The 21,095-nt window shown below is 42.7% G+C and carries 14 protein-coding genes; 4 read left to right on the top strand and 10 right to left on the bottom strand.

Annotated elements, in window-relative coordinates:
- Positions 1–8 precede the first annotated feature (8 nt).
- From nuoH to ndhC, 7 genes are all read right to left on the bottom strand, one after another.
- On the bottom strand, positions 9–1,025 hold the full coding sequence (gene nuoH / locus MKI85_RS15145; RefSeq protein WP_241628821.1) for an NADH-quinone oxidoreductase subunit NuoH: 1,017 nt from the start codon (positions 1,023–1,025) through the stop codon (positions 9–11).
- Positions 1,026–1,028: 3 nt separating this feature from the next.
- Positions 1,029–3,707, bottom strand: coding sequence for an NADH-quinone oxidoreductase subunit NuoG (gene nuoG, locus MKI85_RS15140; RefSeq protein WP_241628819.1), 2,679 nt, complete (start codon positions 3,705–3,707; stop codon positions 1,029–1,031).
- An 11-nt stretch (positions 3,708–3,718) separates the two neighbouring features.
- The gene (gene nuoF / locus MKI85_RS15135) at positions 3,719–5,050 is read right to left on the bottom strand and encodes an NADH-quinone oxidoreductase subunit NuoF (RefSeq protein ID WP_241628817.1); all 1,332 of its coding nucleotides are present in this window, start codon (positions 5,048–5,050) and stop codon (positions 3,719–3,721) included.
- Positions 5,047–5,556 (bottom strand): NADH-quinone oxidoreductase subunit NuoE, encoded by a 510-nt coding sequence (nuoE, locus tag MKI85_RS15130; RefSeq protein WP_241628815.1) that lies wholly within the window; start codon positions 5,554–5,556, stop codon positions 5,047–5,049. The genes nuoF and nuoE overlap by 4 nt, the downstream gene beginning before the upstream one ends.
- 13 nt (positions 5,557–5,569) lie before the next feature.
- Positions 5,570–7,357, bottom strand: coding sequence for an NADH-quinone oxidoreductase subunit C/D (nuoC, locus tag MKI85_RS15125; RefSeq protein WP_241628813.1), 1,788 nt, complete (start codon positions 7,355–7,357; stop codon positions 5,570–5,572).
- A gap of 87 nt (positions 7,358–7,444) precedes the next feature.
- A complete protein-coding gene (locus MKI85_RS15120) occupies positions 7,445–8,122 on the bottom strand; it encodes a NuoB/complex I 20 kDa subunit family protein (RefSeq protein WP_016166027.1) in 678 nt (225 codons plus the stop codon).
- 6 nt (positions 8,123–8,128) lie between these two features.
- On the bottom strand, positions 8,129–8,677 hold the full coding sequence (gene ndhC, locus MKI85_RS15115) for an NADH-quinone oxidoreductase subunit A (RefSeq protein WP_241628811.1): 549 nt from the start codon (positions 8,675–8,677) through the stop codon (positions 8,129–8,131).
- Between the two features lie 529 nt (positions 8,678–9,206).
- Here ndhC and MKI85_RS15110 point away from each other — a divergent pair.
- Positions 9,207–9,563: a hypothetical protein gene (locus tag MKI85_RS15110; protein ID WP_241628809.1), complete on the top strand. Its 357-nt coding sequence runs from the start codon at positions 9,207–9,209 to the stop codon at positions 9,561–9,563.
- A gap of 93 nt (positions 9,564–9,656) precedes the next feature.
- On the opposite strand, the gene bfmS is transcribed toward MKI85_RS15110, so the two are convergent.
- Entirely contained in the window at positions 9,657–11,318 is a 1,662-nt protein-coding gene (gene bfmS, locus MKI85_RS15105; RefSeq protein ID WP_241628807.1) for a sensor histidine kinase BfmS, read from the bottom strand.
- Between the two features lie 33 nt (positions 11,319–11,351).
- Positions 11,352–12,068: a response regulator transcription factor BfmR gene (gene bfmR / locus MKI85_RS15100; RefSeq protein ID WP_016166031.1), complete on the bottom strand. Its 717-nt coding sequence runs from the start codon at positions 12,066–12,068 to the stop codon at positions 11,352–11,354.
- A gap of 587 nt (positions 12,069–12,655) precedes the next feature.
- Between bfmR and MKI85_RS15095 the strand changes: the two genes are divergently transcribed.
- The 3 genes from MKI85_RS15095 to MKI85_RS15085 all read left to right on the top strand — a co-directional run bounded on the left by MKI85_RS15095 (position 12,656) and on the right by MKI85_RS15085 (position 17,164).
- Complete coding sequence (locus tag MKI85_RS15095; protein WP_241628805.1) at positions 12,656–15,490, top strand: ribonucleoside-diphosphate reductase subunit alpha; 2,835 nt, start codon at positions 12,656–12,658, stop codon at positions 15,488–15,490.
- A 119-nt stretch (positions 15,491–15,609) separates the two neighbouring features.
- The gene (locus MKI85_RS15090) at positions 15,610–15,738 is read left to right on the top strand and encodes a preprotein translocase subunit YajC (RefSeq protein WP_241628803.1); all 129 of its coding nucleotides are present in this window, start codon (positions 15,610–15,612) and stop codon (positions 15,736–15,738) included.
- A 142-nt stretch (positions 15,739–15,880) separates the two neighbouring features.
- A complete protein-coding gene (locus MKI85_RS15085; protein ID WP_241628801.1) occupies positions 15,881–17,164 on the top strand; it encodes a ribonucleotide-diphosphate reductase subunit beta in 1,284 nt (427 codons plus the stop codon).
- A gap of 150 nt (positions 17,165–17,314) precedes the next feature.
- Here the strand turns inward: MKI85_RS15085 and MKI85_RS15080 are convergent.
- Positions 17,315–21,095: beta strand repeat-containing protein (locus MKI85_RS15080; protein ID WP_241628798.1), on the bottom strand; the 3,781-nt coding region annotated here is incomplete at its 5' end.

The following is a 21,095-nucleotide window of genomic DNA, read 5'->3' as shown; positions in this document are numbered from 1 at the left end:
CTGCTGTCTTAGGCCTGATTCATCAGAATCACAGCACCAGTCACTAATAAGTTGACCAATGCCAATGGCAAGCAAATTTTCCAACCAAAGTTCATCACTTGGTCATAACGTGGACGCATTAATGAACCACGCGCCAATACAAACATCATTACAAAGAATGCTGTTTTGATAATGAACCAGAATGCTGGTGGAATGAACGAAATCTCAAGGTTGAATGGCGCTAACCAACCACCGAAGAATAAAGTCACGATGAGTGCTGAGATCAAGACTACGTTGACGTATTCCGCAACGAAGAACATCCCCCATTTCATACCGCCATATTCTACATGGTAACCTTCAGCCAATTCTTGTTCTGCTTCTGGTTGGTCAAATGGATGACGGTGAGTTACCGCTACACCTGCAACCACAAAGATCATGAAGCCTAAGAATTGAGGAATAACAAACCAAACATCACGTTGTGCTTCTACGATTTCACGCATGTTGAATGAGCCTGCAATTGCAACCACACCCATGAGTGAAATACCCAAGAACACTTCGTATGAAATTGTTTGCGCAGCAGAACGCAGACCACCGAGTAATGCGTATTTGTTGTTTGAAGACCAACCACCAAATAACACCGCATAAACTGCAATACCAGCCATTGCCATAAAGAACAATAAGCCGATGCTCATGTCTGCAACACCCAAGTATGGGCTTACAGGAATGACCATGAATGACAGTACCGCAGTTGCCATGGCAACAGCTGGTGCTAAACGGAAAGTTAACTTGTCTACAAACTTTGGCGTCCAGTCTTCTTTGAACATGATTTTTAACATGTCGGCAACAATCTGGAACATACCGCCAGGACCAACACGGTTTGGACCGTAACGGTCTTGCCATAAGCCGAGCAAACGACGCTCGACAAATGACATTAATGCTGCAATCAGAACCACCACCAATAAAATGACAATAGCTTGAATCACAGAGTACGCAATCGGCCAGTTCTCAGCCCAAAGCGGTGTTTGACGTATAATTTCTTGATTCATGAATTACACTCCTACCGCGACTGAAACTGGTTCTGCTAAAGAAACAGTCGGTGCAAGACCAATTGGATAACCGATATAACCTGCTGGTAAATACTCAATCACTTGAACTGGTAAGCTAATGCTGGTTTCACCCGCTTTCACCGTCATTTGCTGTCCATCTTGAACATTCAGACGCGCTGCATCTTGTTCACCCACCGCAAATACTGCTTCAGGAATACGCGACTCCATTGCAGGTGTCTTCACAGTGAATTCACCAGAAGCAAAAATGTGATGCATCGGCACTAAACGGAAACTTTCAGGGTTAACTACAACCGCTGCTGGTGCAACAAAGCTACGTGCTGGACGTTTCGGTAAACGATCGAATAAACGTACGCCCGAATCACCACCTTTTAAGTGTCCGCCAACATTGTCTTGGAATTTGTTCCAGGCTTGTGGAGAGTTCCAACCCGCTGACCATGCAAATGGCACAAGTGCAGATGGAGTTTGATTTCCGACATAACCTTCCATCGAGAATGTTAATGCAGAATCAATATCCGTTGGTTGTTTTGGTTCGTGAACAGATAAAGGCGCACGAATCGCAGTACGACCAGAATAACGACGTGGTTCACGCGCAATTTTCAAGCCATGTACTCGGAAGCCCGCATCTGGTGCAACATCTTCAATCGCTTGTAATGCTGGAACGTTTTTCGCAACAGTTTCAATCACATCATCAAGCAATGTCCAAGAAATGGCTTTGCCTTTTAAGCCCGTTTCAATGGCATGTAACCAGCGCCAAGATTCTTTGATCGCATATTCAGGTTTGTAGTAGCTTGGGTCATACACTTGGTAGAAACGTTGTGCACGGCCTTCTTGTGAAACGACAGTACCATCACCTTCAGCGAAAGATGCCGCAGAAAGCACAATTGACGCTTTCGCAACAGTTGCAGTTTCAGAGTGATCAAGCACAATTACTTCTTTGCCTGAAAGTGCAGCATTGACTTGAGCTGCTGGTAAACGACGATAAAGATCGTTTTCAACCACAATCACTGTGTCATAGTCTTGAGCTAATGCTTGCTCTAAGCTTTGACCACCAAGGATTGCCAAGCCCATTGAGTTCACTTCAGGAACCGTCAAGGTCAAGCCAGCGTTACCCAGATTTTGAGCTACTTGTGCAGCCGCTTCCATGATCGCAGGATCTTGTAAGCTGGTACCTGAAATCACCAATGGTTTCTTCGCAGCTTTTAATGTATCTGCAATAGTTTGTGCAAACGCTTTCGCATCTTCAGCCAAACCAGAAACCACTTCACCTTTCAATGCCGCAGCAACGGCAAAACCTAAACGTGCGATGTCATTTGGAGAAGCAACCACTTCACCTGTCGCAACGTCAGATAGACGGGTTTGCGTTGCAGCCAAGATATAGATTGGTGATTTCGCATCTTGCGCAATACGTTGCACAGGCTCAGCCAACCAATCTTGAGTACGACGTTCTGCCGCCATTTCTTTGGCTTTGTTTTTCGCCGCTTGACGAACAGACAACGCCATACGTGGTGCAGTTTGAGTTAGATCTTCACCCAAAATCAGCACAGCATCGTAGCTTTCAATTTCACGCATGTTCGGGTTGTAAACACCCTCGGTTTGCATGATCGAAGCAGCCAATTCAACCAAGTTTTGCTCTTTTTGAGACATACCTGTTGAATAGTTGTCTTGACCTACCAGCTCACGTAGTGCGTAGTTAGATTCAAGCGATGCACGTGGAGAACCAATACCCAAAACTTTTTTACCTTGGATATTTGCAATCACGGTGTCTAATGCTTGATCTACAGAAACTGGAGTAGCTTCAGCACCATCACGGAATTGTGGTTGACGTGGACGATCTGCACGGTTCACATAACCCGTACCGAAACGACCTTTGTCACACAAGAAGTATTGATTCACTTCACCGTTGAAACGGTTTTCTACGCGACGTAATTCACCATAACGTTCACCTGGAGAAATGTTACAACCAGAAGAACAGCCTTGGCATACGCTTGGCGCATACTGCATGTCCCATTTACGGTTATAGCGTTCAGAGTGAGTCTTATCGGTAAATACACCAGTTGGACATACTTCAGTCAAGTTACCCGAGAATTCAGATTCTAAAGTCCCTGATTCTGGACGACCGAAGTAAACGCGTGATGCATTGGCATAAACACCAAAGTCTGTACCACCCGCATAGTCTTTGTAGTAACGAACACAACGGTAACATGCGATACAACGGTTCATCTCGTGCGCAATAAACGAACCTAATTCTTGGTTGTAATGCGTACGCTTAGTGAAACGGTAACGACGACGGTCGTGTTGCGTCATTACAGTCATATCCTGTAAGTGACAGTGACCACCTTCTTCACAGACTGGACAGTCGTGCGGGTGGTTGGTCATCAAGAATTCAACAATCGAAGCACGGAAATCTTTTGCTTCTTTGTCTTCAATCGAGATGTAGGTATTGTCAGATGCAGGTGTCATACATGACATGACCAAACGACCACGCGTATCTTCTGGATTCGCGTATTGAGTCACAGCACATTGACGGCATGAACCGACAGAACCTAAGGATGGATGCCAACAAAAATATGGGATGTCGATGCCAAGGCTTAAACATGCTTGTAGCAAGTTTTCAGAGCCGTTGACTTCGTACGATTTTCCATCGACATGAATTGTAGCCATAGTCGAATTCCTTAAGCTTGTTCTACGTTGCTAGTTCGAGCGGCAGCATCAACTACTTTCGCTTCAAACTCGCTACGGAAATATTTAAGTGCGCCCATTAACGGTTCCATTGCACCTGGAGCATGTGCACAGAAAGTTTTACCAATCCACAACTTACGCGTTAGTTCTTGTAAGTGATCGATGTCTTCTTTCTTACCTGTGCCATCTTCCAATGCTTTCAGTGCCTTCACCGCCCACGGTAAACCATCACGACAAGGCGTACAGAAACCACATGACTCACGTGCGAAGAATTCTTCTAAGTTACGTGTAGCAGAAACCATACATTGAGTTTCATCAACAACCATGAGCAAACAGGTACCTAATCGCGAACCCGCTTTCATGATGCTTTCAGCATCCATTGGAAGGTCAATGTGTTCAGCTGCCAAGAAGTCAGTCGATGCACCACCAGGTAACCATGCTTTTAGCTTCAAGCCATCACGCATACCACCAGCATGATCTTCAATCACTTCACGCGCAGTGGTACCAAATGGAAGTTCCCATAAACCAGGGAATTTCACCTTACCTGATGCGCCATAAATCTTGGTGCCTGGATCTTTCGATTTACCAGCAGAAAGGTTGATGTACCATTCAGGACCACGCAACATGATTGCTGGTAAGTTGTTGTAGGTCTCTACGTTGTTGACAATCGTAGGACGACCCCAAGCACCTGCAACTTGCGGGAACGGTGGTTTCGTACGTGGGTTTGCACGACGACCTTCAAGCGAGTTAATCAATGCAGTTTCTTCACCACAGATATAACGACCCGCACCAGTATGCACGTGCATTTCGAAGTTCCAGCCAGTTCCAAGGATGTTTTCACCCAAGTAACCTTTCGCTCGGATTTGCTCTAATGCTTCATTTAAGTATTGAGCAGCTTCAATGTATTCACCACGAATAAAGATATAACCATGGGTTGCTTCAAGGGTATAACCCGCAATCAACATGCCTTCGATCAATTGATGAGGAAGTTTTTCCATCAACAAACGGTCTTTAAAGGTTCCTGGTTCCATCTCATCGGCATTACAAATCAGGTAACGTGGACCTGAATTGTCATTTGGCGCCATCAGTGACCATTTGATCCCTGCTGGGAAGCCTGCACCACCACGACCCTTTACGGTTGCAGCTTTAATCACTTCAAGCACATCTTTCGGTGGCATAGTGATTGCTTTTTTAAATCCTGCATAACCTTCAAGCGCTTCGTAGTCATCTGCACTACGGACAAACTCTTGTTTACTCAAACGCCAAGTTAATGGATGAGTTTCTGGGTTACCGTCGCCATAAATTGGTTTTGGTTCGGTATTCATACATACTTCTCCAATAACTGTTTCACTGAGGTCACTTCAACCAGACCGTGAGTGTCTTCATCAATCATTAATGTAGGACCTTTGTCACAGTTACCTAGGCAGCAAATTGGCAACAAAGTAAAACGACCATCTGCCGTCGTTTGACCAAATTGAATACCCAATTCACGCTGGAATGCTTCAGCCAAAGTCTCTGCGCCCATTAAGAAGCACGCAATCGAATCACATAAAAGAATTACGTGACGACCTACTGGTTGGCGGTAGATACGGTTATAGAATGTTGCTACACCTTCGAGGTCCGCAAGGCTCATGCTTAACATTTGAGCAATCGCATTCATTTGCGCATCATCTACCCAACCGTTACGGCGCTGTACACACTTCAGCGCATCAAGACAGGCTGCACGTGGGTACGGATAGTGATCAATGTGATGTTCGATATCGTGAATTTCTTCCGCAGTCAAAATTCCTTCAACGTTCACACGTGGCTTTTTATCAGTCAAAATCATCATAATGCGTTACCCCTTAGCGATCCACGTCAGCCATTACGACGTCAATTGTCGCTAAATAAATGATCAAGTCAGATACAAGACTGCCGTTAATCACCGAAGGCATTTGCTGTAAATGAGTAAAAGTTGGTGTACGAATACGGGTACGATAACTCATGGTTGACTTGTCAGAAGTCAAGTAGTAGTTCGATGCACCTTTTACCACTTCAGCCATTACAGAAGCTTCACCAGCAGGCATTACAGGACCCCAAGAAACGCTTAAGAAGTGCGTAATCAAGGTTTCAATATCTTGCAATGTTTTGTCTTTTGGTGGTGGAACAGCCAATGGATGATCCGCTTTATATGGACCAGATGGCATGTTATCCAAGCACTGCTTGATGATTTTTAATGACTGTTCAATTTCACGGTAGTGAACGATGACACGTGCATACGCATCGCCTTCGTACTCTACTGGCACTTCGAAGTCATAGTTTTCATAACCACTGTATGGACGGTATTTACGCACATCAAAGTCGATACCTGTTGCACGTAGACCTGTACCTGTTACACCCCAAGCCAACGCAGATTTTGCATCGTATTGCGCAACATTACGGGTACGACCCTCGAATACAGAGTTTTTAAGTGCTGCAGTGTGGTATTCCTTCAAACGCTTTGGCATCCATTCGAGAATTTCACGAATCAGGTGCTGCCAGTTGTTTGGAAGATCATGCGCTGTACCACCGATACGGAACCACGCTGGGTGCATACGGTAACCTGTGATCGCTTCAATTGCGTCATAGATTTTTTGACGGTCAGCGAACATATAGAATACAGGAGTCATACCACCCGCATCCTGAATTGCAGTACCGATATACAGCAAGTGGTTATTGATACGGAACAGTTCAGACATCATGACACGGATACATTGTGCACGGTCAGGTACAGTAATACCCGCCATTTGTTCCACACCCATCACATAAGGCATGTTCTGCGCACAACCACCCAAGTAGTCCACACGGTCTGTATATGGAATGAATGAATGCCAAGTTTGACGTTCAGCCATCTTTTCCACACCACGGTGGTGATAACCGATGTCAGGCACACAGTCTTTCACTTCTTCACCGTCCAACTGCAAGATCACACGGAATGCACCGTGCGCAGATGGGTGGTTAGGACCTAAGTTCAAGAACATGAAGTCTTCGTCAGCATTACCACGCTTTAGACCCCAATCTTCAGGGACAAAGCGTAAGTGTTCTTGCTCGAAGTCTTGTTTTGCTTGGTTCTGCATGTACGGAGTATATTCCGTAGCACGTGCAGAGTATTCCTTGCGAAGCGGGTGACCTTCCCAATAAGTTGGCAGCAAAATACGACGGAGCATTGGATGCCCTTCGAAATTGATCCCGAACATATCGTAAGCTTCACGCTCGTACCAGTTTGCGTTTGGCCAGATATTGGTTGCTGTAGGAATATTGAGATCGCTCTCATTCAAAGCAACTTTAATACGAATATCTGTATTGCGCTCTAATGACAATAAGTGATAGAACACTGTAAAGTCAGACGCAGGCAAACCGTCACGGTGAGTACGTAAACGCTCATCAACCGCAGATAAGTCAAACAGCATCACGTAAGGACGTGACACTGTACGCAAGAACATTAAAACTTCTTGTACGCGCGCGCGCTCAACCCAGACTGTTGGAAAATCTTCAAAAGTCGTTTGCACATAGAAGTTCTCACCAAATTTGGTTTTGAGCTCTTCTATAATTGCAAATGCTGGGCGTGAATCAACTGCTGTTGATTCTGGCATAGCAATGTCAGTTTCAGCCATTGGCTTGGCTTCCTATTTAATACAAATTCAGTCAACCTTAACGACAACTACACCCATCTCGGGTGCATCAAACATTCATCGTTAAAATTATTTAATTTCATCCATAGAGCGTAAGTTTTTCACCGCAATACGCTGTGCATTCTTACGATCGCGTTCTGGCATCATCTTTGGCTTATACACCGGTTGAAGATCATCACCAATTACGGCAGATAGCGGACGACGCTCTAATTGAATTTGGTCCTGTAGCAACATTAATGCTTGGATTAATGCTTCTGGACGAGGCGGGCAACCTGGGATGTACACATCGACAGGAATAATTTTATCGACACCTTGTACTACTGAGTAGATGTCATACATGCCACCTGAGTTCGCACAAGCACCCATTGAAATTACCCATTTAGGCTCTAACATTTGCTCGTACAAACGCTGAATAACAGGTGCCATTTTTACAAAGCATGTCCCTGCTACAATCATCAAGTCCGCTTGACGCGGTGAAGCACGAATTACCTCGGCACCAAAACGTGACAAGTCATGCACACCTGTTAAGGTTGTTGCATACTCTACGTAGCAGCAAGATGTACCAAAGTTAAACGGCCAAACTGAGTTCTTACGCCCCCAGTTTACTGCTGTGTGTAACACATCCTCTAAACGAGTCATGAACACATTCTTATTCACTTCTTCTTCAAGCGGATCGGTAACGATCTGGCGCTCCTGAAGTGGATATTGATCAGCATTCGGATTCGCACGGGTTAAGGTATATTTCATCCCGAGTTACTCCTTGTCAGATGAGGCAGTCGGTGATTTTTGTTTCACACGACCAGATGATTGAGCTGGAATATGACCCGTAGGGTCTGTTACCAATTCTTCAATAGAGTTAAAGCGGGTAATGTCAGCAATGTTCATATTTGGTGAACCTACTTTAGGTTTAATCCCGGCTGCTTTACGTTTATCAGAAGGTGACCAATTTAAAGCACCTGTTGATAATTCATAAATCAAACCAACGAGCAAAACTAAAATAAATACAGCAGCTGTAGCAAAACCAATCCAGCCCACTTCACGTACAGATGTAGACCATGCGTAAAGATAAAGCGCTTCTAAGTCAAAAACTACGAAGAAAATAGCAACCAAATAGAACTTTGCAGACAAGCGAATACGTGCACCACCTGCACCCACTACGCCTGACTCAAACTGCTCTTGCTTAGCACGGCCCCATGACTTACCCCCAAGGAGTAATGGAACTGTGAGCATAAAAGCACAAAGAAATGTAACGCCGATCACGAAGGCAATAATTGCCCATTCGTATGGAGTAATGGCACTCATGCGGGGATAACTCCTGGCAGGCCTATTTATTAACAAAGAATGTATGTATTGGCCTTCAAATACACCAAACACAAAATTAATCCCGCCAATTGTACCTGATTTATGATTTCACTTGCTAGTTTATAGGTCTTAGTCTTTTGGATGATTTTTTGAGCTTTTTTCAGTATTTCCATGCATAAAACACTGAAACACACCCAATTATCGCTTTATTGAATAAAAAAATAAATTTCCATCATTTTTTTCAACATTACTTCCATTTGATGTGCTTTTCTGCCCCATCAATTTCCACCGAAATCCTTTATTTATCTCATAAGAGCCCGAATGATTGAACAACAAAGCTTTTGCAAAGAATTCGATACAATAGCGTTAAAAAATCATAAAATTGAATAAAAAGAACTCACCCCCAAAAGGCAGATGTCGAAAAATATGTAATTTTATTTACAACACTGCTACACGACAAAATTACCTGATGATCACGATTATGGTATTCCTATATCATCATGTAAAACAAATAATAAGGAGCAATTATATGAATCTAGAATTCACTCACAAACCCAATTATTACTTGTTTGCACAACTACTCATTCGTCATATTGAAAACTATATTGCCAAACATCCCGATGCAAACAATGCAATATTTGATCTACGTGATATCTACGAATTATTTCGTCAAGATCGTGCCTCTACCACCACCAATTTAGATGGTATTTTTGACATTGTGGATGATTACAAAGTAGAAACCCTAAATGGCGATCAAAAACTGATTATTGGTCACTCCTTCGATACGCTAAACAATTCTTTATTGGTCGATTTTAATCAGGAAGCACTTGAAAGCTTGAAAGGTGGAAAACCCATTATTGAACCTGATGCCAGCATTATTGATTAAACTGCTTTGAAACACCGCAAGATAAAAGCCCAGCTTACTCCCTCACAAGAATAAATCTGGGCTTATCTTTAGCATAAATTTAAATTATTCGACTTAACTATCTAAACTTTCCTTTGAACCAAGCTTTTTCTTGGTGTTGCTTTTAGCAAAACGTTTTGCAGGCCAGCTCATAGTAAAGCGCGCACCTTTTAAGTTCGGACTCGCATCTACCTCAATACGACCACCAAACCAATATGCGATACGACTAACAATAGAAAGCCCCAAACCATAGCCACCCGAAGCACGGGTTCGACTGTCATCTAAACGCGCAAAGGCTTCAAAGATGCGTTTACGATCTTCTTCTGGTATCCCAGGACCATCGTCCTCAACACAGACATACGCCATACCTGCTTCATTAATGCCTCCGCTAATCACAACTTTATGATCACAATAGCGTACCGCATTACCCACCAAGTTTTGTACAACACGGTGTAGATAACGACGCTCAGCATCTGCCACCACTGTAGATAATGGTGCTTTAACAATAATTTCTTTTTGAGTTTTCAGCGCTTCAGTTTCTGTTGCTACCTGTTCAAGCACTTCAGCCAGTACAATTTTTTCAAAATCGAGTGACGGTGTACCTTGCTCCAACTTGGCATAAGTCATGATTTCATCAATTAAAGTATTCAACGCCTCAATATCTTTATCAATCATATCAACTTGCTGAATGCGATACTCATAATCATCTTCTTCTGCCAGCATTTCCATACCAAAACGGATTCGCGCCACAGGAGTACGCAGCTCATGCGAAACCGCTCGCATTAACTCACGCTGTGCTTCAATCAAGCGCTGAATATGATCCGACATACTGTTGTAACTTGATGCCAAACTCGCCATCTCGTCGGTACCATCTACAGGTAAACGCAAACTTAAATCACCCGATTTCATGCGATTTAATGCGTAATTCACCTCACGAATTTTACGTTGCATTGGCAGAATCAGACCATATACTCCCAAGCTCAAGACAAACAGACTGAGTAAGGTAATGCCTGCCGCCAATTGGAATGGCATCCAGTTAAACAACGGCACAGGACCCAACACCAACACTTCTGATGGTGAACTTGGAATTGGAGAAACAATGGAAATGGTTGTGCCGCGTACCGTTGCACTGTCACGATATAAGATAATGCTGTGATCTAATCTTAAACGTCCGATTTGCTCGGAATCTAAAGGTAAATTCTGTACTTTCTCAATTTCAATTGGATAAGAAAAGTGCTTTTGAATTTTCTCCAGATATTCTTTTTCCTGACCTGGGTAATACACCAAATAGTCCAGAATAAAAATCGGCAACGCCTTCATCTGACGTTCACCAATTTTATCTACTTTGACATAAAGATAATGATTGGTGTCATTTTTCAGCCCGATAATAATATAGGCAATTGAATTTTGCGCATCATAGCGTACTGCCGCTTTTTGCTGGCTAATACGTTTTTGTTCAGCTCTCGACAGATCAACCTTATTGGCATCGACATAATAAATGGGCAATTCCAATAAATCAGACGCGTCAGAAATCCAGTCAACTTTCTGCTGAACGGTTTGCTGACGTGCAATCCCCTCACTGATAATAAAGGAAATGCCATCAGTTAAAGACTCACGATATTCTTGCGCGCGCTGATAGTTAATGATTTGCACCAAGAGATAACCAAACAGCGCCACGATTGCAACCAGCACAACCAGACCTGCATAGATGCGCAAGAATATACTGTGTTTAAACACGCAAATGTCCTGTGTTAAAAAATAAGCAATGAATTACATTCCGTTGGTTTCTTTCACGAAAAGATAACCTTTACTACGCACAGTCTTAATTCGTTTTGGATTTTCTGGATCATCGCCAATTTTTGGACGAATACGCGAAATACGTACGTCAATTGAACGGTCTTGACCATCATATTCAATCCCACGCAGACGTTCGAAAATGTCTTCACGCGATAAAATTCGACCTGCATTCGAAGCCAATAACCAAAGCAAGTCATATTCTGCGCTGGTGAAATCAACCAACTCACCATTTAAAGTCACAGAACGACCACCGTTATCAATCACCAAATCATCAAATTCAATGCGCTGTGCCACTTCATCTTCTGGCGCTTTGTCTGTACGACGTAACAAGGCACGGATACGCGCCAATAACACACGCGGCTGAACAGGTTTAGCCACATAGTCATCTGCGCCCATTTCCAAACCAAGCACCTGATCCATATCTTCAGTACGAGCAGTGAGCATTAAAATTGGTTGATGATAATGAGGGCGCACTTCACGACAAATGGTTAAACCATCTGCACCAGGTAACATGACGTCGAGCACCACTAAATCTGGTTGCTCGGCAATAATACGACGAATGGCACGATTACCATCTGGTTCAACCCCAACTTCCAATCCATTACGGATTAAATATTCTTGGGTTAAACGCGCAAGACGCTCATCATCTTCTACAATTAAAATTTTCGGTAACTTTTCTTCTTGGCTCATAAACTGCCCCTTCAATAGGATGAAGCGTATCTTTTAAAAATCCGACAGATACGACGTAATATAATTTTGCAATATACACACGTTTACATTGTAAACAAGATGCTATTCACCAAACTGATACATCTAAGTAGCTTTTTGTAATATTTTTTAATCGTTGAATTAATTGGCTTTTTAAGATTGTAACTTTTACAGCACCTGCAATCACTTCTTGTTACAAAGCGATCATTTATCAATCAAATCAAGCTATTGATCAGAAACTGACTGATCAATTTTATTCTTTTTCACTTATCCACAAGTTTATCTATAAGCAGATAAATAGAGCTTTGATATGCTATACCCTTGTCTAATAAGGCTTAAACCATAAACATAAAAACAGCGAAATTTGAGCTATGTTTTTTTGACAAACATCAGAAAAATTTTTAGTAAAATGTCAATATTGATCTACCCTCAATTTTCCCGTATCTTGTGTTCAATTCAATCTTAAACCACTAAGTCTTGTGTTTATTCCTCAAACACTGTGGCACACTTTTTGCCCAGTTCAAATGGTCCATAAACATAACAATAGATGACAATGGAGCTATGCTGACATGAGCGTAATCACATCCACCCCTGGTCAACTTCAGGTGATTAAACGAACTGGTGACGTTGCAGCTTTTGACGCCGAAAAAATTTCTGTCGCAATTGGCAAAGCCTTTTTAGCGGTAGAAGGACAACAAAGTGCTGATTCTAGTCGTATTCATGATCGCATTTCACAACTTACTGAAATGGTGATGAATACTTTCAACCGTCGTTTACCTTCTGGCGGTACGATCCATATCGAAGAAATTCAAGACCAAGTGGAATTGGCCCTCATGCGCACTGGCGAACAGAAAGTTGCACGTGCTTATGTGATTTATCGTGAACAGCGTGCGTCTGCTCGTCAGCAAACAGGTGCACACCATCACCCAACATTACAAATTACTGCACAAGACGGTAAACTTAAGCCTTTAGACTTGAGCGCGCTCCAAGCCCAAGTGACTAAAGCAGCTGAAGGTTTAGAAGGCATCGATGCGCAAGCGATTATCGATGAAACCGTTAAAAACCTATACAACGGTGTAAAAGAGTCAGACATCTCGACCACGATGATGATGGCGACTCGTACCCGTATCGAACAAGAACCAAACTACACTTACGTAACAGCGCGTTTATTGCGTGATGACCTTGTTGCCACTGGTTTAGAATTCTTAGGTCTTTCTACCGACACTTTAGAAAGTGATGCACTTGAAGCATTCTTGAAAAAAGGTGTTGAGTTAGAACTTCTTTCTGCAGACTTGCTTGACTTTGACTTACCTAAGTTAGCCGCTGCGATTCAACCAGAACGTTCAAACCAGTTTACCTACCTCGGTCTACAAACTTTATTTGACCGTTACTTCATTCATTCAAACGGTGTACGTTTCGAACTTCCACAATTGTTCTTCATGCGTGTATCAATGGGTCTTGCACTTAATGAGCAAGACAAAGAAGCGCGTGCAATTGAGTTCTATAACTTACTTTCAAGCTTTGACTACATGGCGTCTACCCCGACGTTATTTAACTCAGGCACTTTACGCCCACAATTATCAAGCTGTTATTTAACTACAATTGATGATGACCTGTTTGATATTTATGGCGCAATGCGTGATAACGCAATGTTGTCTAAATGGGCAGGTGGTTTAGGTAATGATTGGACTCCAGTACGTGCCTTGAACTCTTACATCAAAGGGACTAACGGTAAATCACAAGGTGTTGTACCGTTCCTGAAAGTAGCCAACGATACTGCTGTTGCGGTAAACCAAGGTGGTAAGCGTAAAGGTGCAGTGTGTGCCTACCTTGAAACTTGGCACTTGGATATTGAAGAATTCCTAGAGCTGCGTAAAAACACAGGTGATGACCGTCGTCGTACTCACGACATGAACACAGCGAACTGGGTTCCAGACTTGTTCATGCAACGTGTATTTGAAGATGCTGAATGGACACTATTCACACCTTCTGAAACTCCAGACCTACACGATCTGATGGGCGTAGAGTTTGCTGAGCGTTATGCGTACTACGAATCTGTAGCAAAAGAAAACAACATGCTACACAAGAAAGTACGTGCGAAAGATTTATGGCGCAAAATGCTGTCTATGTTGTTTGAAACTGGTCACCCATGGATCACTTTCAAAGACGTATGTAACTTACGTTCACCACAACAACACGTAGGTGTCGTGCACTCATCTAACTTATGTACTGAAATTACGCTGAATACCAATAAAGACGAAATTGCAGTATGTAACTTGGGTTCAATCAACCTTGTACAACACGTTCAAGGCGGTGTATTGGATCGTGAGAAATTGGCTCGCACCATTAAAACAGCAGTACGTATGCTCGATAACGTCATCGACATTAACTACTACGCTGTGCCACAAGCGAAAAACTCGAACTTAAAACACCGTCCTGTTGGTATGGGTATCATGGGCTTCCAAGATGCTTTATATGAAATGGGCATGGCGTATGGTTCTGATGCTGCGGTTGAATTCGCTGACGAATCAATGGAAGTGATTAGCTACTATGCAATCCAAACTTCTAGTGACTTAGCCGTTGAACGTGGTGCTTACTCGACATTCAAAGGTTCATTGTGGGATCAAGGTATTCTACCAATCGACTCATTGAACAAAGTTGCGCAATCACGTCCAGAACGTATGTTCGAAGTTGATCGTACACAGCGTTTAGATTGGGATTCTTTACGTGCGAAAGTACAAAAAGATGGTATGCGTAACTCAAATGTGATGGCGATTGCTCCAACAGCAACCATCTCGAACATTTGTGGCGTATCTCAATCGATCGAACCAACATTCCAAAACTTGTATGTGAAATCTAACCTTTCTGGTGAATTCACTGTAATTAACCCGTACTTGGTACGTGCGTTAAAAGAACGTGGTCTTTGGGATTCGGTCATGGTGAATGACTTGAAACACTTCGAAGGTTCTGTACAGAAGATTTCTCGTATTCCAGAAGAGCTAAAAGCAATTTTTGCGACTGCATTTGAAGTTGAGCCACGCTGGATTGTTGATGCTGCGTCTCGTCGTCAAAAATGGATTGACCAAGCTCAGTCATTGAACCTTTACATTGCTGGTGCAAATGGTAAGAAACTTGACCTTACCTATAAAATGGCATGGTTACGTGGTCTTAAAACCACTTATTACCTCCGTGCATTAGGTGCAACATCTGCTGAAAAATCGACTATTAATACAGGCGCATTAAACGCAGTTAAAGCAACTACCGTTACAGCGGCTCCTGTTGCAGCAGTAGCAGAAGAAAAGCCTGTTGCAGCAGCTGTAGTAGAAGACGAAGGTTTTGAACAAGCAGCACCTGTGCCAATGGCATGTTCAATTGATAACCCTGACTGTGAAGCTTGTCAGTAATTGATGAGCTTCTAGGAATTTCCCTCTGCTTCTTTAAAATAGAATGTATGTACGCTGTTGTGTTATTCAATTCAACAGCACTAAGGGAAATTACCTCTCACTAAATAAAGGAAATGACCATGCTCCATATGACCCATAACTATATGTTAGGACTCGCGGTTCTGGTCTGTTCCTTTATTTTCTTTTATGTGCCAATGGTCTACGCATTTGTTGCCATTCGCAATCAACAGCGTAAGCAAAATAAGTAGTGGGGAAATCTGCTCTACCGAATAAAATTAGAGCACTTATCGACAAAACTTAATTTTGCTTACACAAATTGAGCGTATAGTAAGACATCTTCTTGGCGGAGGTGTCTAATAAAAGATATAACGCAACGAAGAGAGAATTGATATGTCTATCCTAAGTTGGGACGATTTCGAAGATGATTCGCAAAAACCGGCTGCACCTGAACTCAAGTCTGCGCCCGTCGAACCGCAAAAAGCGCCTGCTGCACCGCTGGTATCTGATGCAGAACAACCACAGAAGAATGTGGCAGCTGCACAATCCGCTGGAACCCGTTCAGTGCGATCAACAGATCCAGCCGATCCGTTGGCAAGAGCATCTGCTTCCCTAGAAACTTTGGACGTTGCACCTGGTCTTGAAGAACTTGAAATGGGCGCACAGCGTGTTCAAGTTGACGACAAAGCCATGATTAACTGTCGTGCAGACTTGAACCAACTTGTACCGTTCAAATACGAATGGGCTTGGCAGAAATATCTAGACGGTTGTGCAAACCACTGGATGCCTCAAGAAGTGAACATGAACCATGACATCGCACTTTGGAAGTCTGAAAATGGCTTAACTGAAGATGAGCGTACTATTGTTATGCGTTCACTTGGTTTCTTCTCGACTGCGGACTCTTTGGTTGCAAATAACTTGGTATTGGCAATTTACCGCCACATTACCAACCCAGAATGCCGTCAGTACATCTTACGTCAGGCATTTGAAGAAGCGATTCACACCCACGCTTACCAATACTGTATCGAATCTTTAGGCATGGATGAAGGCGAAGTCTTCAACATGTACCGTGAAGTTCCATCTGTAGCACGTAAAGCGGCTTGGGGCTTAAAGTATACTCAATCTTTAAGCGATCCTTCATTCAAAACTGGTACACCTGAAAACGACCAAATTTTGCTGCGCAACTTGATCGCTTTCTACTGCGTACTCGAAGGGATCTTCTTCTACTGCGGTTTCAGCCAAATTTTGTCGATGGGTCGTCGTAACAAGATGAACGGTGTTGCAGAGCAATTCCAATACATCTTGCGTGATGAATCGATGCACTTGAACTTTGGTATCGACATGATTAACCAAATCAAGATTGAGAACCCGCATCTCTGGACTGCTGAATTCCAAGAAGAAATCATCCAGATGATTCTTGAAGGTACAATGCTTGAAATCGAATACGCACGTGACACGATGCCGCGCGGTGTATTAGGTATGAATGCAGCGATGATGGAAGAATACTTGAAGTTTATCTGTAACCGTCGTTTAAGCCAGTTGGGCTTACCTGAACAGTTTGCTGGTGTGAACAACCCATTCCAGTGGATGTCAGAAATGATGGACTTGCGTAAAGAGAAGAACTTCTTTGAAACTCGCGTAACAGACTACCAAACTGGTGGTGCGTTAAGCTGGTAAGTAAATGAATTCAAAAATCCCGCCTTGATGGCGGGATTTTTTATACTTCATATTTTTAATGGGTAATTGAAACTAGATAAAGAAAAACCTCCCCGATCAATCAGAGAGGTTTAACCAACACGATAATAGATTTAGTGTGATTTTGGCGAATTAAACAATAATAACCCCCATACCATTCACAATGTCGTTATCAACATAGACTGTATTTGCACCCAAGGTATATTGGGTAACCGCAACTCCACCAATGCTGGTAGATAAGCCTTTAATTGCACCGATCATTTCGACCTGGTCATTGGCATCACCAAATATTTGCAGAGTATTTGTTCCTGTGACTTCAAGAACATCGGATTCGGTTAAGGTGAGTTTTGAACCTTCGGTTCCATTGGCTAAATCAATACGTTCAATATTAGTAATGTTATTATGTGCCGATAAGTCCAGATCAATCCCCCCCAACAATGTCAAGGTATCAGTACCAGCACCACCATCAATCGCAGCAAATCCAGTTCCTGAAATAAGAATCAGATCATTACCATTACCACCATTTAAGGTATCAGCACCATTACCATCAATCAGTATATCGTTACCATCTTCTCCGTTCAGGATATCATTACCTGCACCGCCACGTAGCAAGTCATTTCCATTCCCACCATTCAGTGTGTCATCACCATCGAAGCCGTAGAGGCGCTCGTGAATCGTACCTAACAGACTATTATTCAATGTATCGTTTGCTGAGGATCCCTCAATGATATCTTGGCTTGCATCTCCACCTAATAAACGCTGCAATACGCTTGCATTCAATAAAGAAGAAACTGTATCCGTATCCGTTAATCCATAACTATCGGTTGCAGTCACTGTAAAACTACCTAAAGCCTGAAGACCAAGAGTTGCCGAAAGTCCTAGTAGATCAACACCAGATTCAAGCTGAATGGTCGCCAATAACTCATTGATTGCCAAGTTATCGATATTGCCGCCATCCACAGCAGTAATTGTAATGGTGGATGTTGCACCGACAACGTTCAACACACCTGCAGTATTACTAATATGAATTTCGAGTCCCAAATCTGATGCCAACTGATTTGAGGCAGACATTGTAAGAGTACCCAAATTCACCGTAAGTAAACCTGTAAACTTAACCTCGACTGAGCGTAAGTTTTGATTAGCATCCGCAACAACAAATGCTTGCTGATTTAAGTCAATAATGCCAAGTGCATCTAAACCAACCAATCCAAGTAGAGTTGCATCTGTAGCTTGAGCGACAGGTGCAACATTATCAGGATTTGTCGTTAATGGCGTAGAGGAGTCAAAGGTTAGATTAGTAGATGCTGTATCACCATCATTGTCAGCAATCACAACATCAAATGATGAGGTACCATTTACATCGGTCGTGGTCGTTGCTTGATCCACCAAAAGGTTACCATTTTTCAATAAATTGGAAATGATCTCTTGTTGAGTGGTGAAGCTTCCAATTAAATCAACATTTTGAAAGGTAATTTGCTGATCAGCTAGTGTAGAAGATGGTGTAGCACCAAAGGCACCATCAGTACTGATATAAAGAATCGTATCAGCCCCACTCTTAACAAAGAATAAGAAATTTGCCAAATTTCCAATACTTGTACCTTTCGCCAACTCACCAATTAAAAGCCCGCGTAAGTCAAGAATATCACCGCCACCTGTAACAGGCTGATTCGAAAAATCTGTAATGATGTCGAGAGCACGACCCGCATTTACAGTACCTTGATCGCCTTTTTCCCACAGGAAGGTATCATTGCCTGAGCCACCAGTTAGCGTATCGTTTCCAGTACCACCGATTAAAATGTCATTGCCTGAGCCACCTGAAAGCGCATCAGTCCCAGCTCCTCCACGAAGTAAGTCATTACCTTGACCACCATTTAAAGTATCGTCTCCGGCATAGCCATATAGACGATCATCTGAAGTCGTACCATTGAGTGTATTAGCACTACCATTACCCTCTATTACACCAGCTGGGTCATTATTAGGATCTAATAAACTTACACCCAGTAAATCCGTATAAGATGCCGTTGAAGTCACAGGTTGACTATCTGTTGCTGAAATAGAAATCGTTGGCGCTAAACCTAACGACACTAAATTCAAGCCATATTGATGAACATAAACTGTTGCTAAGAATTCATTCAATTTAAAGTTATCAATTGGTCCTCCATCCAAGGATGTGATTGTAAGTTTTGAATAAGACTGAGTAGTAACTAACACTAAATTTAGAATGTTATTATCTTCAATTACACTTAAACCAAATTCAGCTGCCATAGCTGCTGACCAGTCCAATTTATAATAATTACCCAGACCAACGCTAATCACTGAACTTGCATTGACGACAACAGATTGAATATCGTTATTAGGATCTACGGCAGTTAAGAGTTGATTAGTACCTATCCCAATCAAATCTAAAGCCTCTGCATTTACCAATCCTAGTAGGCTTGCAGTTTTATTAATGCCTACTATTGGTGCTGCAATAGTTTCAGTGGCAAGTGCTGAGTAACTATAGTGCCCCGTTAACATATCAACCACCAGAACTTCACCTGTTCCTTTGTTAATCGTTAACTCATCATTTGTAGTATTAAAACTATAAGTAATTGAACCCGCAGTACCAGATGCAGAAATAGAATCTGAATCAGGGAAATACGTCAAGGTATAACCATCTACCGAAATACTCTTTACATAACCACCATCTCCACCATAACTAACAACCAACTCGCCTTCTACCGAAGTTGGTTGTACATCTACGATATGCGTTATATCTGGAGCAGCAATCGGTGCATCATCTTCAACATTAATGATTAATGTTGAATCTGTGGTACCAACAGTATCTGTCGAGGTTATAGTAAAACCTAAAGCTAAAATATTTTCCGCAAGAGAATCCAAATGATCTAGAGGCTGTTTTAAAGTAAAGGTATATGCTCCTGCAGTCGAAAGCGTTAATTCTGCAACCTCAACCCCACCCGCAGTACCCGTTAAAGTGTAGACTCCTGCTGAAAATACCCCACTCCAAGTCACAGTTTGATTGTCTGAGGTTATTCCTGCTGGTCCTGCTACAGATACATCAGTCAGTACACCAAGACTTAATGTCCCAGTAATTGAAGCTTGATTCGTTGTATCTGTCGGGTTACCTGTACTATCTGGATTCCCCCCTGAAAGCCCCTCCTCAGAAACTGAAAGTGTAACCACATCACCCTTGGCAAAGTCAGAATCCGTTGCAGTATTATTCGATACATCAAACGCCAATGATGTAACTTCACTCCCGTCTTTTACAGCATCCTGACCAATTGTCACAACACCAGTAATCGGATCTATACTTACACCCGGAGGGGTATTATCTAAACTCCACGTACCATCACCAGCCTGTTCCGCAATCAAATAAACATCTACATTAGACTCGTTCTTATACTGAATATCTTGTCGAACATTATCGGCACCTGGGGTTACCGTGACCGAACCATCATTTAGTGCAAGTACGTCTGGTGCATCTGCTGCACTAGGGGTAAGATCATCTGATTGTGCAAAATCAGCATCACTAGCAATATTCCCTTGTTGATCTGTGCCCACAGAGCTCACTAGACTGCCATCTTTTACTGCATCACGCCCAATACTAACTACACCAGTGGTAGGATTTATACTTACATTTACTGGTGTCGTATCTAAACTCCAAGTTCCATCAGGTGCTTTAATTGCTGTCAGAACTATTGCTTCATCATTCTCATTAGTGTAATAAATCTCAAGCTGTACATTGTCCAAGCCTGGAACAATACCAACTGAACCGCCTGCCACTGCAATAACATCAGGTGCATCAGCAACTGTATCAACGATTACATCCTGACTACTGCTGGCTGTATTGCCTGCGGTATCCGTCACTGTCGCAACAACAGCATAGCTACCATCTGCCAAGGTGCTCCCGGTC

This window comes from Acinetobacter zhairuonensis (genome assembly GCF_022601715.1).
Taxonomy (GTDB): Bacteria; Pseudomonadota; Gammaproteobacteria; order Pseudomonadales; family Moraxellaceae; genus Acinetobacter.
This window is presented reverse-complemented; position numbering and strand designations above follow the sequence as displayed.